Annotated in this window: 20 protein-coding genes and 1 pseudogene; 17 read left to right on the forward strand and 4 right to left on the reverse strand. The window is 63.8% G+C overall.

From position 1 onward, the window contains the following. Nucleotides 1-37: 37 nt before the first annotated feature. The 4 genes from AC1PLU_RS17170 to AC1PLU_RS17185 are packed head-to-tail and all read right to left on the reverse strand — an operon-like array spanning nucleotide 38 to nucleotide 3,713. Nucleotides 38-739 (reverse strand): DNA-methyltransferase, encoded by a 702-nt coding sequence (locus AC1PLU_RS17170; RefSeq protein WP_046341921.1) that lies wholly within the window; start codon nucleotides 737-739, stop codon nucleotides 38-40. Beyond that, nucleotides 657-902, reverse strand: coding sequence for a Com family DNA-binding transcriptional regulator (locus AC1PLU_RS17175; protein ID WP_078560558.1), 246 nt, complete (start codon nucleotides 900-902; stop codon nucleotides 657-659). Before AC1PLU_RS17175 ends, AC1PLU_RS17170 begins: the two co-directional genes overlap by 83 nt. Before the next feature lie 25 nt (nucleotides 903-927). Continuing rightward, nucleotides 928-1,950, reverse strand: coding sequence for a phage portal protein (locus AC1PLU_RS17180; RefSeq protein WP_481106852.1), 1,023 nt, complete (start codon nucleotides 1,948-1,950; stop codon nucleotides 928-930). Beyond that, entirely contained in the window at nucleotides 1,950-3,713 is a 1,764-nt protein-coding gene (locus tag AC1PLU_RS17185; RefSeq protein WP_031421394.1) for a terminase ATPase subunit family protein, read from the reverse strand. Before AC1PLU_RS17185 ends, AC1PLU_RS17180 begins: the two co-directional genes overlap by 1 nt. A 142-nt stretch (nucleotides 3,714-3,855) precedes the next feature. Here AC1PLU_RS17185 and AC1PLU_RS17190 point away from each other — a divergent pair, with 142 nt between their 5' ends. The 17 genes and pseudogenes from AC1PLU_RS17190 to AC1PLU_RS17270 all read left to right on the forward strand — a co-directional run bounded on the left by AC1PLU_RS17190 (nucleotide 3,856) and on the right by AC1PLU_RS17270 (nucleotide 13,995). Next, on the forward strand, nucleotides 3,856-4,698 hold the full coding sequence (locus AC1PLU_RS17190) for a GPO family capsid scaffolding protein (RefSeq protein ID WP_254813472.1): 843 nt from the start codon (nucleotides 3,856-3,858) through the stop codon (nucleotides 4,696-4,698). Between the two features lie 46 nt (nucleotides 4,699-4,744). Continuing rightward, complete coding sequence (locus tag AC1PLU_RS17195; RefSeq protein ID WP_254813473.1) at nucleotides 4,745-5,764, forward strand: phage major capsid protein, P2 family; 1,020 nt, start codon at nucleotides 4,745-4,747, stop codon at nucleotides 5,762-5,764. A gap of 3 nt (nucleotides 5,765-5,767) precedes the next feature. Then, nucleotides 5,768-6,487: a phage terminase small subunit gene (gpM, locus tag AC1PLU_RS17200; protein WP_481106853.1), complete on the forward strand. Its 720-nt coding sequence runs from the start codon at nucleotides 5,768-5,770 to the stop codon at nucleotides 6,485-6,487. A 98-nt stretch (nucleotides 6,488-6,585) separates the two neighbouring features. Then, on the forward strand, nucleotides 6,586-7,053 hold the full coding sequence (locus tag AC1PLU_RS17205) for a head completion/stabilization protein (protein WP_481106854.1): 468 nt from the start codon (nucleotides 6,586-6,588) through the stop codon (nucleotides 7,051-7,053). Beyond that, the gene (locus AC1PLU_RS17210; protein ID WP_005917735.1) at nucleotides 7,053-7,262 is read left to right on the forward strand and encodes a tail protein X; all 210 of its coding nucleotides are present in this window, start codon (nucleotides 7,053-7,055) and stop codon (nucleotides 7,260-7,262) included. Before AC1PLU_RS17205 ends, AC1PLU_RS17210 begins: the two co-directional genes overlap by 1 nt. A gap of 4 nt (nucleotides 7,263-7,266) precedes the next feature. Further along, nucleotides 7,267-7,623 carry a phage holin family protein gene (locus AC1PLU_RS17215; protein ID WP_005929454.1) on the forward strand — a complete coding sequence of 119 codons (357 nt, stop codon included), beginning with the start codon at nucleotides 7,267-7,269 and terminating at the stop codon, nucleotides 7,621-7,623. Next, nucleotides 7,616-7,891 (forward strand): phage holin family protein, encoded by a 276-nt coding sequence (locus AC1PLU_RS17220; protein ID WP_005922189.1) that lies wholly within the window; start codon nucleotides 7,616-7,618, stop codon nucleotides 7,889-7,891. Before AC1PLU_RS17215 ends, AC1PLU_RS17220 begins: the two co-directional genes overlap by 8 nt. Continuing rightward, entirely contained in the window at nucleotides 7,891-8,529 is a 639-nt protein-coding gene (locus AC1PLU_RS17225; protein WP_481106855.1) for a glycoside hydrolase family 19 protein, read from the forward strand. Before AC1PLU_RS17220 ends, AC1PLU_RS17225 begins: the two co-directional genes overlap by 1 nt. Further along, nucleotides 8,529-9,017, forward strand: coding sequence for a hypothetical protein (locus tag AC1PLU_RS17230; protein ID WP_481106856.1), 489 nt, complete (start codon nucleotides 8,529-8,531; stop codon nucleotides 9,015-9,017). The genes AC1PLU_RS17225 and AC1PLU_RS17230 overlap by 1 nt, the downstream gene beginning before the upstream one ends. Continuing rightward, on the forward strand, nucleotides 9,014-9,433 hold the full coding sequence (locus AC1PLU_RS17235) for a phage tail protein (protein WP_481106857.1): 420 nt from the start codon (nucleotides 9,014-9,016) through the stop codon (nucleotides 9,431-9,433). Before AC1PLU_RS17230 ends, AC1PLU_RS17235 begins: the two co-directional genes overlap by 4 nt. Then, entirely contained in the window at nucleotides 9,421-9,867 is a 447-nt protein-coding gene (locus AC1PLU_RS17240; RefSeq protein WP_481106858.1) for a phage virion morphogenesis protein, read from the forward strand. Before AC1PLU_RS17235 ends, AC1PLU_RS17240 begins: the two co-directional genes overlap by 13 nt. 276 nt (nucleotides 9,868-10,143) lie before the next feature. After that, complete coding sequence (locus AC1PLU_RS17245; protein WP_481106859.1) at nucleotides 10,144-10,572, forward strand: hypothetical protein; 429 nt, start codon at nucleotides 10,144-10,146, stop codon at nucleotides 10,570-10,572. 83 nt (nucleotides 10,573-10,655) lie between these two features. Beyond that, nucleotides 10,656-10,919 carry a hypothetical protein gene (locus AC1PLU_RS17250; protein WP_481106860.1) on the forward strand — a complete coding sequence of 88 codons (264 nt, stop codon included), beginning with the start codon at nucleotides 10,656-10,658 and terminating at the stop codon, nucleotides 10,917-10,919. Between the two features lie 206 nt (nucleotides 10,920-11,125). Then, complete coding sequence (locus AC1PLU_RS17255; RefSeq protein WP_481106861.1) at nucleotides 11,126-12,016, forward strand: baseplate assembly protein; 891 nt, start codon at nucleotides 11,126-11,128, stop codon at nucleotides 12,014-12,016. Continuing rightward, nucleotides 12,009-12,551, forward strand: a pseudogene (locus AC1PLU_RS17260) (phage tail protein I); the annotation flags it as partial. The gene AC1PLU_RS17255 and the pseudogene AC1PLU_RS17260, both read left to right, overlap by 8 nt. A 9-nt stretch (nucleotides 12,552-12,560) precedes the next feature. Further along, entirely contained in the window at nucleotides 12,561-13,766 is a 1,206-nt protein-coding gene (locus AC1PLU_RS17265; RefSeq protein ID WP_481108546.1) for a glycine-rich domain-containing protein, read from the forward strand. A gap of 22 nt (nucleotides 13,767-13,788) precedes the next feature. After that, complete coding sequence (locus tag AC1PLU_RS17270; protein ID WP_481106862.1) at nucleotides 13,789-13,995, forward strand: hypothetical protein; 207 nt, start codon at nucleotides 13,789-13,791, stop codon at nucleotides 13,993-13,995. Nucleotides 13,996-14,024: the final 29 nt, after the last annotated feature.

Here is a 14,024-nt window from a genome sequence, read left to right on the forward strand (position 1 = left end):
GACGGGCGGCTCGTAGTGGGTGCCTTGGGATGCAGGTTCAGGCGTGCGCCAGGCGATCGCGGGTCAGGGCCGCGTAGTGGCTGGTCATCTCGATCCCTACCGACTCCAGGCCCTCCAACTGCGCAGCGACCAGCGTCGTGCCGCTGCCGGCGAACGGATCGAGGACCCGGCCGCCGCTCTCGCAGATTCGCACCAGCTGCCGCATCAACTCTGTCGGCTTGCCGGTCAGGTGGTGCTTGTCGGCTTTTCGCACTGGCTCACGGATGACACCAGGCAACACCGGCGCGCGGCGATCCAGCGGCATGTTGCCTTTGCTGCCCCACACGATGTATTCGGCCTGGTTCCGGAACCGGCCCAACTGCGGCCGCACGCCTTCGGTCTTGTCCCAGACGGTGATGCCGCGCCAGGTGAATCCGGCGATCTGCAGCGCGTCAGTGGTCAATGGCAGCTGCCGCCAGTCGGTGAACAGCAGCACCGGCGCGCCATCCTTGAGCACGCGCGCGCATTCGGACAACCAAAGGTGCATCCATTGCAAGTGCGAGCGTTGGTCGCGTTCGTCACCAACGAAGTCGGCATGTCCGCCATCCCGGCAATACTTTGTCGAGGGCGACCGCGCACGGGCAGCGGCAGTCAGGCCGCCGCTCGCATAGGGCGGATCAGTGATCAGCGCGTCGAACGAATTCGCTTCGAGCGTGGGCAGGATGGTCAGGGCGTCGCCCTGGAGCAGCTGGTTTTTCATGGTGAGAGCCTTCTTGGATTCGCTCGCGGCGATCGGAGGTGAGGCTCTCGGCCTTCAGGTGATTGAGCGTGCCGCAACGCGGGCACTTGATCTGAATTTCATCGAAGGCGCCGGCCTTGCACAGCAGGCGGGCGCATTCGCCACAACGGAGGTTCTTGAGCATTGCGTGGTCTTGCAGTGGGAAAGGATTACGCGGCCGCTGGCGGCGCGTAGGGGGCGAAGGCGATCACCTCATCGCCCACCCAGTCGTTGATCTTCAGCATGCGCGCCTGCAGCGGTTCCAGCTCGTTAGCGGCCCAGACGGCAGCGGCCTCACGGATCGACCCGAAGCCGCCAGCGTTCTGCGGCACTATGCCCATGAGCTGCGGCGGGATGCGCAGCGCGGCCAGCATGTCGTCGCGGGTGATGCCCTTGATGCCGCTGAACTCGTCCTTGGCCGCCACTTCGCTGACCGGGATCAGCTTCAGGCCGTCCTTGTTGCCGCCCGGCGAGTACAGGAACAGGTTGCGGAAGTTGCCTGGCCCCTTGGCGCCCTTCATGGCATTGCGGAGCGCGTCGACGTCCTCCTGGCTCTGCTGCGGGTCGGTCAGGTACAGGATGAAACCGGCGTGCGAGCCGTTGTTGTAGTACTTGCGGCGGAACAACGTGGCCGACTCGTTGAGCAGCGCCGACTGCATCGCCGGCATCCACTCAGGCAGGCCGTAGAGCTCCTGATCGACATCGGCCTCGCGCAGCTGGAACACGCTACCCGGCTCGAAGGCGTGCTCGTCGTGCCAGGTGCGCACCTGGAAGTACTCGCCATCGGTGACGCCACGCCGCATGTATTTGGACAACGGCGCGGCCAGCGACAGCGCACCACCCATGCGATTACGGCGGCGCTCAAGGTAGCCATTGCCCAGCGTGATCCAGTCCAGCGACAGCTGCTCGAAGGCCTCGCGCGTCAGCAGCCGGTGCGGCTTGAAGGTGCGCGCCAGCATGTTGCGCTTGAAGATCAGCCCGGACTGCAGGAACGGATTGCTGCGCGTGGTCTTGGACAGGCCATCCAACGCCACCGGCGGCTCGTACCAACGCCCGTTCTGCCAGCACTCCAGATAGTCCAGCACCCCGCGCCCATCGAGCACCGGCGTGGGGTCGCCAAAGGTGAACGCCTCGGTGCGTGCGGGCACTGCTGGCGCTGCAGGCGCGGTCGCGGGCAGCTGGTCGGTCAACATCAAGAGATCTCCATGAAGCCGGAGTTGCGCGCGGTGCGCCCTTCCAGCGGTTCGTTCTGCAGCGCGTGGAACAGTGCCCACGCCAGGTCCGCGTGGCCGGTCTCTTCCGAGCGGCCAGCAGTGAAGGTGGATTGCCGGCCGCTGGCCGTCATCGTCTTGCGGATGGCCATCAACGACTGGGCCACGTCGGTCCAGCCGGCGTCGAACTCCAGCCGGCCGTTGTGGATGACGTCGAAGGCCTTGAGCACCAGGCGGGTTTTGACCTCGGGCGAGTAGCTGAAGGTGACCAGATTCGGGAAGAACTGCTTCACCAGCTGCGCCACACCGCTACCCATGCCGGTGGTGTCGATGCCGATGTAGGTCACCCAATAGCGGCGCGTGATGCGCTCGATCTCGGCCGCTTGCTTGGCAAAGTCCATGCCCCGGAACTGGATCCGCTCCAGCAAGCGGAACTTGCCGCCGGGCAGCTGCGGTGGCGCCACCACGACCAGGCCGGCGGTGTCACCGGTCTCGGCCGGGTCGTAGCCGATCCAGACCGCGCGATCGCCGTAGGGGCGCGCGGCGAACGGTTTGTAGTCCTCACCCCACTCGACCCAGCTATCGACCATGCACGGCTGCAGCATCGCCAGCGGGAAGATGCTGGCGCCATCGTCGACGAACTCGCACATCAACAGGTTGGCGAAGGCGTCCGGGCTGTATTCCTCGCGGAGCTCGTCGATGTCGAACAGGTCGCAGCCACGGCGCTGGGCATCGAGGATGTTGACGATCTGCCGCCACGCGCGGTCCTGGCAGCGGCGACCGCCGGCGAGCGCATCGTGCGAGACATCGATCTGAATCCGCTGCGCGGCCGGCTTGCCCTTGTTGCGGCGCTCTCCGGTCCAGAACGTGTAGGCCTCGTGGGCCATGCTCGATGGCGTGCTGAAGTAGGTCTTGCGCCACTTCATATGCATCGCCATGCCGCTGGCGACCTTGTTCAACTCGTTGAAGCCGTAGGTCCAGAAGAATTCGTCGAAATAGAAATTGCCGTGGTAGCCCTGGGCGGTGCGCGCATTGGTGCCCAGGAAGAACAGCTCGGCGCCGTTGGGAAACACGATGCTGTCGCCGCCGGAAAGCGTCTCGTCGATCGTCTCGCGCACGAACTGCTGCATGTAGCCGCGGAACAAGTGCGCCTGCGCCTTGGACGCACTGAGGAAGATCTGATTGCGCCCGGTGGTGAGCGCATCGATCAGCGCCTCGCGGGCGAAGTAGAACGTGGCACCGATCTGGCGCGACTTGAGGATGATGCGGGTGCGCTCGTTGCCTGCCCGGTACCAATCGCGCTGATAGTCGAAGCAGCCGTCGACGAATGCCGTGGTCAGCTGCTCGATCTGCTCCTCGGTGAAGTCGTTGCGCTTGGGCTTCTTCTTGGGCGCTGCGTTGCGGTTCGCCACAGCCGGATTCAGGTCGGCCTCGTTGCCGCCGCCCTGGTAACGCTGGATGCGCGCCTGGCGCTCCAGCTGACGGTGCAGCAGATCAATTTCCTTGAAGTCGCCGCCGGACTTTTCCGGCTTCATGATCAGCACGACCAGGCGCGCTTCGAGCGCACCACCGATGCGCTCAACGTTGTCTGCGCGATCCCACTCGTCACGCGACTTCCAGCTGTGTACAGTCTTCTCGTTCTCGCCGATGGCCTGCGCAATTTCGGTCACGCGCCATCCCATCCAGTACAGGAACTTGGCCTGTCTGCGGGTGTCCATCGGGAGCTGGGTGGCAACGCTTTGCATGCCGACCAGGGTGCGGCCCACCTCTTAATCCGGACAGTTGAACGACGCGTAATCGCCTTGTTTACATGGTGGTTTCGTTGCTGCGCTGTGCGTCGCGTTTGACCATGGGTCATCGCAAACGCATCCAGCGCAGAGGACACCCATGTCGGGTAAGACCAAGAAGTTCCGTTCCAACTGGTTCCGCGTGGCCGTCGAAGGCGCCACCACCGATGGCCGCACGATTCAGCGCAGCTGGATCGACGACATGGCCGCCACCTACAACCGCGAGACCTACAACGCCCGCATCTGGATCGAGCACATGCGCAGCCTGCTGCCGGACTCGCCGTTCCGTGCGTATGGCGACGTCACCGCCGTCAAGGCCGAAGAGGTGGAGATCGACGGCACCAAGCGTCTGGCGCTGTTCGCACAGATCGAGCCGACCCCTGACCTGATCACCATCAACAAGTCCAAGCAGAAGCTCTACACCAGCATCGAGGTGCAGGAGAAGTTCGCCAACACCGGCAAGGCGTATCTGGTCGGCCTGGCCGTGACCGATTCGCCGGCCAGTCTGGGCACCTCAATGCTCAGCTTCGCCAGCCAGAACCCGGACGCCAACCCGCTGGCCGATCGCAAGCAGTCACCGGGCAACCTGTTCACCGTTGCCGAGGAAACCGCGCTGGAATTCAGCGAAGTCAGCGAAGGCCCGGTCGCCAATCTGCTCAGCCGGATCCGCACCGCACTCAAGAGCGAGGACGCCACCAGCATCACCGCCGAACAGTTCGCCGACCTCGGCCAGGGCGTCGAAGAGATCGCCGAGCACGTGCGCGGCCAGGACGAACGCTTTAACCGCCTGCAGGCCGAACACGCCGAGCAGAAGACCAAGCACGAGCAGCTGGCGAACGACCTGGCGCAGCTGCGCGAGTCGCTGTCGCAGCAGCCCGACCCCGCGCAGCCCGCACGGCCGGTGGTCACCGGCAGCGGCGCGGCCGTGCTGACCGACTGCTGATCCCACACCACACACACGCCGCAGCGCCACACCCTTCGGAGCCACCATGCAAAACGCCACCCGCCTGCAGTTCAACCAGTTCGCCGAGCAGATCGCCAAGCTCAACGGCATCACCTCCGCTTTCCATTCCTTCGCAGTCGATCCGACCGTGCAGCAGAAGCTGGAAACGCGCATGCAGGAGTCGAGCGAATTCCTGTCCAAGATCAACATCATCCCGGTGGACGAACTGTCCGGCCAGAAGGTCGGCATCGGTGTCACCGGCAGCATCGCCAGCCGCACCGATACCGGTGCCGGCAAGACCCGCACCCCGCGCAACATGGCCGCGCTCGACAAGAACGAATACGTCGCCAAGAAGACCGACTTCGACACCGCCATCCCGTATGCGCTGCTCGATACCTGGGCCAAGTTCCCCGACTTCCAGGCGCGCCTGCGCGACGCCATCGTCAAGCGTCAGGCGCTGGACCGTCTGCAGATCGGCTTCAACGGCACGCACGCCGCTGCCGACACCGACCGCGCCAAGTTCCCGCTGCTGGAAGACGTCAACATCGGTTGGCTGCAGCAGTACCGCACCAACGCCGCCCAGCGCGTGCTCGCGAGCGGCAAGACGGCAGGCAAAGTGCTCATCGGCGCTGATAAAGATGCCACCGACTATCGCAACCTCGACGCACTGGTTTACGACGTCGTGAGCAACTTGCTCGACCCCTGGCACCGCAAGGATCCGAGCCTGGTGGTGGTGCTGGGCCGCGACCTGATGCACGACAAGTATTTCCCGATGGTCAACAAGGACCAGCCGGCCAGCGAGAAAATCGCTACCGACTTGATCTTGAGCCAGCGCCGCGTGGGCGGCCTGCAGGTCGCCGAGGTGCCGTACCTGCCCGACGGCGCGTTGATGGTCACTTCGCTGGCAAACCTGTCGATCTACTACCAAACCGGCGGTCGTCGCCGTCACATCAAGGAAGCGCCGGAACGCGATCGCATCGAGAACTACGAGTCCTCCAACGATGCCTACGTGGTCGAAGACTACGGCCTGGGCTGCGTGGTCGAGCATATCGAGATCGAGGCCTAAGCCATGGCCGACAGTCCCGCCAAGCGTCACCACAGCCGCGTGCTCGCCGAGCTGGAGGCCGCCCAGCGTGCCCCGCACCAGCTGATGGCCGGCGCCACCGCCTACGAGCAGCATATGGCGCAGCTGCAGAGCGATCGCCTGCGGCTGAAGCAGATCCAGTCCGACCAGGGCAAGGCCGCGCTCAAGGTGCAGCTGCTGCCGGCCTACGTGCCGTATTTGGCCGGCGTGCTGGCCGGTGGCCAGGGTGCGCAGGATGAGATCGTCACCACGTGCATGGTGTGGCGCATTGATGCCGGCGACTATGCCGGCGCGCTGGAGCTGGGGGCCTATGTGCTCAAGCACCAGCTGCAGATGCCCGACCGCTTCACCCGCACGGTGGGCTGCGTGCTAGCCGAAGAGATCGCCGAAGCAGCATTGTCGGCACAGAAGACCGGCCAGCCGTTCGATGCGGCCGTCCTGGCCGACACCGCCACGCTGACCGCCGAGCAGGACATGCCCGATGAGGTGCGCGCCAAGCTGCACCTGGCACTGGCCCGCGCATCGCTGGCAGGCATCACCGATGACACGCCCGCCGACCAGGCGCAGCCGATCGTCGCCGCCGCTGTCGCCGGCCTGCAGCGTGCCATCGCCCTGCATGGCAGCTGCGGCGGCAAGAAGGATCTGGAGCGCGCCGAGCGCCTCTTGAAGAAGTTCAGCGTTGAGCCTGCGGGCACCAACGCATAACCGAGCGTCCCCGCAACCCTCGCCGGCTCGGGGCAGATCCACAGCAATGCACCGCTGCGGTGACGCCCCGACCACCGGCGATCTATTCCGAGCCATCCATGAGCGGATTCACTGCCACCGGCACCACAAGCGCCACGCTTGATGCGATCGCCAATGCGCCGTTCTGGCCGGCGATCGCACCGGCGACTGTGCGCGCGAGCATGCGCCTGGATGGCACCGTCACCGATGCGCGTCTACGCCACGCCATTGTTGCCGCCATGCTGGCGGTCAACGATGAACTGGATGCCTGGGCGCAGGCGCAGCAGGCCGGCGGCTACGCAGCGCTGGCTGATGTACCCAGCACCACCGTCGACGGCGTCTCGCGCCGCGTGCAGCTGTACCTGCGCGCCGTCGCGTGTGCCACGGCGGTCGAAGTGGCAGAGCGTTATCGCAGCTTCGACGCGACCGACAGTGCCAACCAGCGCGCCGATGACCTGTCACCGAGCATCACCGAGCTACGCCGCGACCAGCGCTGGGCCGTGCGCGACCTGCAGAACCTGCCACGCAGCACGGTGGAGCTCATCTGATGCGCGTGCACGCCATGCAAGGCGACACCGTCGACCTGCTGTGCTGGCGCCACCTGGGCAGCACGGCCGGCTTGGTCGAGCGCACCTACCTCCTCAATCCCGGCCTGGCCGAACTGGGCGCCGTGCTGCCGCATGGCACGCCAGTGGAGTTGCCCGAGGTAACCACCACCACAGCGGCGATGACGCCGCTTGTGCAGCTATGGGACTGATCTGATGACCGAACCCACCTCCGTATCGAGCGGCTTTTTGATCGCCACCGGTGTGGGCCTTGCCTCCGTGCTGCCTGGCATCGACGGCGATGCGCTGATCGGCGCCTTCGCCGGCGGCGCGTTGTTCGTGGTGTCCGCCGCCAAGCAACCGCTGCTAGCGCGGCTGATCTATTTCCCGGTGAGCGTGATCGCCGGCTACCAGCTGGCGCCGGAAATCCTGCGCTGGTTGCCGATCAAGTCCAGCGGCGTGGCCGCCTTCGCCAGCGCGGCGTGCGCGATCACCGTCACGCTGGGCCTGATCGAAAAGAGCAAGTCCTTTGACTTTTCCTTCCTACGTCGTGGAGGTCCGCCCAGTGCATAGCCTGGTCACCGTCCTGACGTTGATGGCCTCGCTCGCCATCTGCGTCCGCCTGCTTACCTACCACCGCCCGGTCGATGCGCGCCATCGACGCGGCGCGGGCTGGTGCGCGTGGTTGCTGATCGCCAGCACCGGCGGCCAGGCACTGCACATCCTGCTGGCCGGCGCCGGCTCGCAAGTCAGTCTTTGGCACCTTGGCACGTTGATCGTGCTGGCGGTACTCACCTACCGCGCCCAGGGCAATGTGGCGCGCATCCTGAAGGTCGATTGATGTTCACCGATACCCAGCTCGCCTCGATCATGCAGTGCTCGGCGCAACGCGCACAGCGCTGGCACGGCCCACTGCTCGCCGCCGCCAACCGCTTTGGCATCACCAACAAGCGCCGCGCCGCGCACTGGCTCGGCCAGGTCGGCCACGAAAGCCTGAGCCTGTCGCGCATGGAAGAAGGGCTGACCTACACCACCAGCGCTCGGCTGTTGGAAGTGTTTGGCGCACGTGTCACGCCGGCCCAGGCGCCCAAGTTCTTGCGCAATCCGGTCGGCCTGGCCAACTTCGTCTACGCCGACCGGTTGGGCAACGGCGACGCCGCCAGCGGCGATGGTCATCGCTACAGGGGCCGTGGCCCGATGCAGCACACGTTCCGTGGCAACTACCGCCGCATCGGTGTGCTGATCGGCTTGCCGGTGGAAGAGCAGCCGGATCTGCTGCTGCAGGTCGAACCCAGCGCATTGGGTGCAGCGGCGTACTGGCAAGACAACGGCCTCAATGCGCTGGCCGATGCAGGTGATGTGCTTGGCCTGGGCCGCAAGATCAACTTGGGCAACGTGCGCGCCAAGCGCTTGCCCGAGGGCCACAGCGATCGCGTCACGCGCACGCAGCGCGCCCTGCAGATCCTGGGCGTCAGCTGATGGTCACGCGCCTGATCATCCTGCTGGCGCTGATTGCAATGCTAGTCGGTGGCTGCGTGTGGCAAGAGCATCGCGTCAGCGCCGCTCAGAAGGACCGCGACGCCGCGCTGGAGGCCAAGCGCCAGGCTGAGGCCGAGCGCAACAGCGCGAAGGCGTCCACCACTGTCGTCACCCAGTACGTCGACCGCGTGCAGATCGTGCGCGAAGCCGGCGCCACCATCACCCGCGAGATCCCGATCTATGTCACCCAGAAAGCAGACGCTGCTTGCGCTATCCCTGCTGGCTTTGTGCGGCTGCATGACGCCGCCGCCTCGGGCAACCCTGCCGGGCCGCCCACCGGAGATCCTGATGCGCCGGCCGCCGGCATTACGCTCTCTGGCATTACCGGTACCGTCGCCGACAACTACACCAGCTGCCACGCCACCGCCGCGCAACTGAGCGCGCTGCAGGACTGGATCGATCTGCACTTGCCGGAGCCGGAGCCGTGATCAAGCCCGCCAGCCTGCGCGCGCATCTGGTTGCGGCCTTGCCGGACCTGGCACGCGATGCCGACCGGCTGCTGGTGTTTATCGACGCCGGTAGCCTGGTCAGTACGTTCCAGCCGGGGCTGTCGTTCGAATATCAGTACACGCTCAATCTGATCTTGACCGACTACGCCGGCCACCCGGATAGCGTGATGCTGCCGCTGCTGGAATGGGTGCAGGTCAATCAGTCCGAGTTGCTTTCCAATCCGTCACGCCGTGGCGACATCGCCTTCGAGGCCGACATCCTCGCCAACGACGCCGTGGATCTGTCGATCAAGTTGCCGCTGACCGAACGCGTGGTGGTGACGGCGAAGGACGGCGGCGGGTATGACATGACGCATGCGCCCGAGCCGGTGATCGATACGACATGGATGAGCTGACCGCGCTGGAGAACTGGGCCGCGCCGTTGTTGGCGCGTCTGCAGCCCGGTGAACGCCGCACGCTGGCGCGCAAGATCGGAACCGAACTGAGGCGCTCACAGAGCCTGCGTATCGGCAAGCAGCAAGCGCCCGATGGCACGCCGTACGCACCACGCAAGCAGCAGCTGCGCCAGAAGTCCGGGCGCGTCAAACGCGCAACGATGTTTGCAAAGCTTCGGCAAGCCAAGTTCTTCAAGGTCAGTGCAAGCCCCAACGCAGTGAGCGTGGGCTTTGTGGGCCGCGTGTCGCGCATTGCCCGCGTGCATCAAGACGGCTTGTCCGAGCGCGTGCGGCCTGGTGGTCCAAGGGCGCGTTACGAGAAGCGTGTGCTGCTGGGTCTTTCCGCAGAAGACAGGCAGCTCATACGCGACCACCTCTTGAACCACTTAGCCTAGACCAAGGCTATCAATCACGCCCACTAACAAACTCGACCATGCGCAGCCGTTGAGGGCGTTCAACCAGACTGCTAAGGTGGCGTCTCAATCCAAATCGCAAATAGGATGCTGCACGTTTACGGACTTGGATTAGGCATCGTGATCGGGGCAAAGCAGAAGTGGTACTGGATATCCTGGAAGACGGGGCAAAAAGCTCCGATTTAGACATCGGGCTTATTTCCTATTTTGACCTCGAACATTCGTTAAACGCTCGGCAAACTCAAGGAGATCTCGAGCATGAAGCAGCCGTCCAGACTTACTCGTTGGCTAGACCGACTTGCCAACGTAGAGTCGCGAGCGAGCAACCGCACTCTTTGGGCACTCATCCTCATCTTTTTAGGTACGGGCATGTTTGCAGCGTACATATTGAAAGAGGAAGGATTTTTAAAGGCTGCCATTGGCTTTGCGGTTTTCGCCGTTGCGCTTTTCCCGTTTGAGACGAGATTTAGCGAGCACCCTACATTCGCAACGATGGGAATAGTTCCAGCAGACTCGCCCGATCCATCAATTACCTTCGGGTCCTACGAGTACTACGATGCTAAAAAAGAGCCAATCCCCGAGATGGTTGTGCAATATCGGGAGTTCAATCGCGCAAAATTTATACACTTTCCGCTCGGAATGTTTTTGTGCATGTCTGCTGACTGGATTGGACTTGTAATTACGTGAGCCGTTTGCGATCTATAATTCGTCGCAGCCGGCTACCTCCGACGGCGGATGAACTCAGGCCGTTAGGCTGCAAGGAGAAATTCATGACTGTTGAAACGGATAACTTCATTATTGATGACGCGATCTGGAGCTACATTGAATCGCGCAAGATCACTGGTAATCGCATGCGTCCGCCCCCGACCAAAGGAGGGCTTAAATCGTTGAGCGTTACCTGCAAAGGCTGCACATACAATTGGACGGCCCGCCAGGATGGTGAGGGCGGGTTTTCTCCTTACATCGGCGGAGTCATACTCACATGCCCGTCCTGCTCCGTTGAAGGTAGGGCTGAACTACGGCTGCTCGCATAGTTGCATTGCAGCCGAATAATTCATTCAAACGGCGCCGCTTTGCGGCGCAGCTTAAAAGCTGCCACTGGCAATTGAGGATCAGACTGATCAGGAAAGATTCTCCAAATTCAAAACGGTGTAGTTCCGTAAAAAGTCGATCTACATAGAAACGCTCTGGATCGCTCAGGTCCATGCACGAAGAATATAGCTTCGTACGTGGACCTAATATGGCTTCCTTTACTGCTGTCGATCTCTCAAAGCTACAAGCACCAGATCTAATCGAAGCGCTGGACTTCGAGACGATTTTCGCCGAAGCGCTTGCCCAATTTCGCAAGCTGCTTCCGGAGTTCTCCGCACTCACTGAGTCGGATCCGGTCTACAAGATCCTGCAGCTGTTCGCAGCCCGCGAGCTACTGATCCGCCAGCGCGCCAACGACAAGGCCCAGCAGACCATGCTGGCCTTCGCCACCGGCACCAACCTCGATAACCTGGGCGCACTGTTCGGCGTCGCGCGCCTGGTGCTCGATCCGGGACAAACCGAGAACGGCATTGCGCCGAGCTACGAATCGGACGTCGACTTCCGCCGCCGCATCCAGCTAGCGCCCGAGGGCTTCAGCGTTGCCGGCCCCGAGGGCGCGTACATCTATCACGCGCTCAGTGCCGCAGCCGATGTCATGGATGCCAGCGCGACTAGCCCCGCGCCTGGGCAAGTGCTGGTCACGGTTCAATCGCGCACCGGCGATGGCACGGCTCCCCAGGCATTGCTGGACGATGTAGCGGCGATTCTCATCAACGATGACGTGCGCCCGCTGACCGACAATGTCACGGTCCAGAGTGCCCAGATCGTCCCGTATGCCATTCGTGGGCGCGTCTACACCTATGCTGGCCCCGACTCGGCGGTGGTCATGCGCGAGGCGATGCGCAGCCTGCAGGCGTATCTGGACGAGGCGCACCGCATCGGTCGCGACGTACCCGAGTCGGCCATCAAGGCAAAGCTATTCGCAGATGGCGTGCAGCGCGTGGAGCTGGACTCGCCGGCAGCCGACATTCGGATCAGCCGCACGCAGGCTGCGTACTGCACCGCGATCGACATCGTGCACGCCGGCATCGATGAGTAACTCCCCGCTGCCGCCCAATGCCACGCCGATGGAGCGCGCCCTGGCCGCCGTTGCGGCGCGCCTGGAAGCGATCCCGTTGCCATATCCAGACCTGTGGAATCCGGACACGTGCCCAGCCGGCCATCTGCCGTGGCTGGCGTGGACGCTCTCGGTTGACGACTGGAAGGCCGACTGGAGCGATGCGGTCAAGCGCTCGCGCTTACGCAGCGCCATGGCGATCCAGCGCCGCAAGGGCACAGCCAACAGCGTCCGCATGGTGGTTGCCTCGTTCGGGGGTGCGGTGACCATCCGCGAGTGGTGGCAGCAGCAGCCACGCGGCCAGCCGCATACCTTCGAGCTGACGCTCACGCTCAATGGATCCGATGGGCGGGCTGCGAGCGCTCGATTTGTCGATGAGGTCATCGCCGAGGTTGAGCGCACCAAGCCCGTTCGCTCGCACTTCGGCTTCGTGCAGGGGCTGCAGGCCACCGGCAACGTCACGCTGGCCACCGGTATTCGCATCATCAACTACCGCCGTCTGTCGATGACGGCGCAGGGACAAGCCATGGCATTACAACTGGTTCTCACCACCGCTGGTCGTGCAGCGCTGATCAACGCCGAGAAGAACGGCACCAATGCCGTCAAGGTGTCCAGCATCGGTTTCACTGCGGCCGCATTCGCTGCAACGGAAGACCTGAAGACAGTCCCAGGCCAGCACCTGACGCTCTCCAGCATCTCGGGCGGCACCACGTCGTCCACCACCATCCACGTCACTGTCAGCGACACGAGCCGGGCAACCTATGAGGTTCGCGGCTTTGGGCTGTACTTGGAAAACGGCACGCTACTGGGCAGCTATTCCCAGCCCGAGCTGATCATGGAGAAGGCCGCCGCCTCGGATCTGCTGATGTCCGCCGACATCCTGTTTTCTGGGGTCACGGTGTCTTCGGTGACGTTTGGCAATGCCAACTTCACCAACCCGGCCGCGACCACCGAGAAGGAAGGCATCGTCGAACTTGCCACGCGCGCAGAGACCGTTGCAGGCACAGATGCGCAACGTGCCGTCACACCCGACGCTTTGAAAGCAGCGATCGACAGCCGCAGTGGCCGTGCGCGCTTTGAGGCATCCGGAACCTTCGTTGTTCCGGCAGGGGTAACGGCGGTTTACGTCAGTGCTTGTGCCGGCGGTGGCGGCGGTGGTGGCGGTGCAACGCGGGCCGAGAAAGTCCTTGGGTCAGCGAGTTACACCGCGACCGGTGGTGGCGGTGGCGGCGCTGGGCAATCGATTCAGCGCGTGCGCTTCGCGGTTGTGCCTGGCGCCAGTGTCCCGATCGTCATTGGTGCCGGTGGATCCGCTGGTGCAGGCTCAAGGACGGACGGGACAAACGGCGTAGCCGGCAGTGCAGGCGGAGCAACCGTCATCGGCAATCTCATCACCCTGGCTGCGGGTCAGGGTGGCGGCGGCGGTCTCGTTGGTGCAACGCAGGTCGGCGGTGCAACCGGTGGAGACGGCTACCCAGCCGGCGGCGATTCGGCATCGATCTCAGTCAACGCACCCTATGGACCGGCAGGTACCGGTGGCTCCTGTGCATTCGGCGGCGGCGGGCCGGGCGGGCGTAGTGCAGGAGAAACGACATCGGCCAGTCGTAAAGGCTATGGCTTTGGTGCTGGCGGTGGCGGTGGGGGCGGCGTGTCCAATGGCTCCACGGCAAGCACGTTTGGCAAGGATGGTTCCACCGGGTGCCCCGGCTTTGTTTTCATCGAGTGGTGCTGAGATGACGATTGGACGTTACGCAATGATTCAAACCGGGACCGACGTGGTGGTCAACATCATCGTTTCCGATAGCGCCTTCACCATTGACGGTTTCGAGTTCCGCACACTCCAGGACAAGACCGTGTGCGAGCCTGGCATGTACTTCAATCGCGGTGACGGGCTGTACTACTTCGACGCGCAGTTCACCCAGCGCGAAGTGATCGCACCGGAACCGCCTGCGAATTTGTAGCACCGGTGCGCTGCGTAGATCACGCAGCT

The sequence above is a fragment of the Xanthomonas sp. NCPPB 2933 genome, from assembly GCF_056725225.1.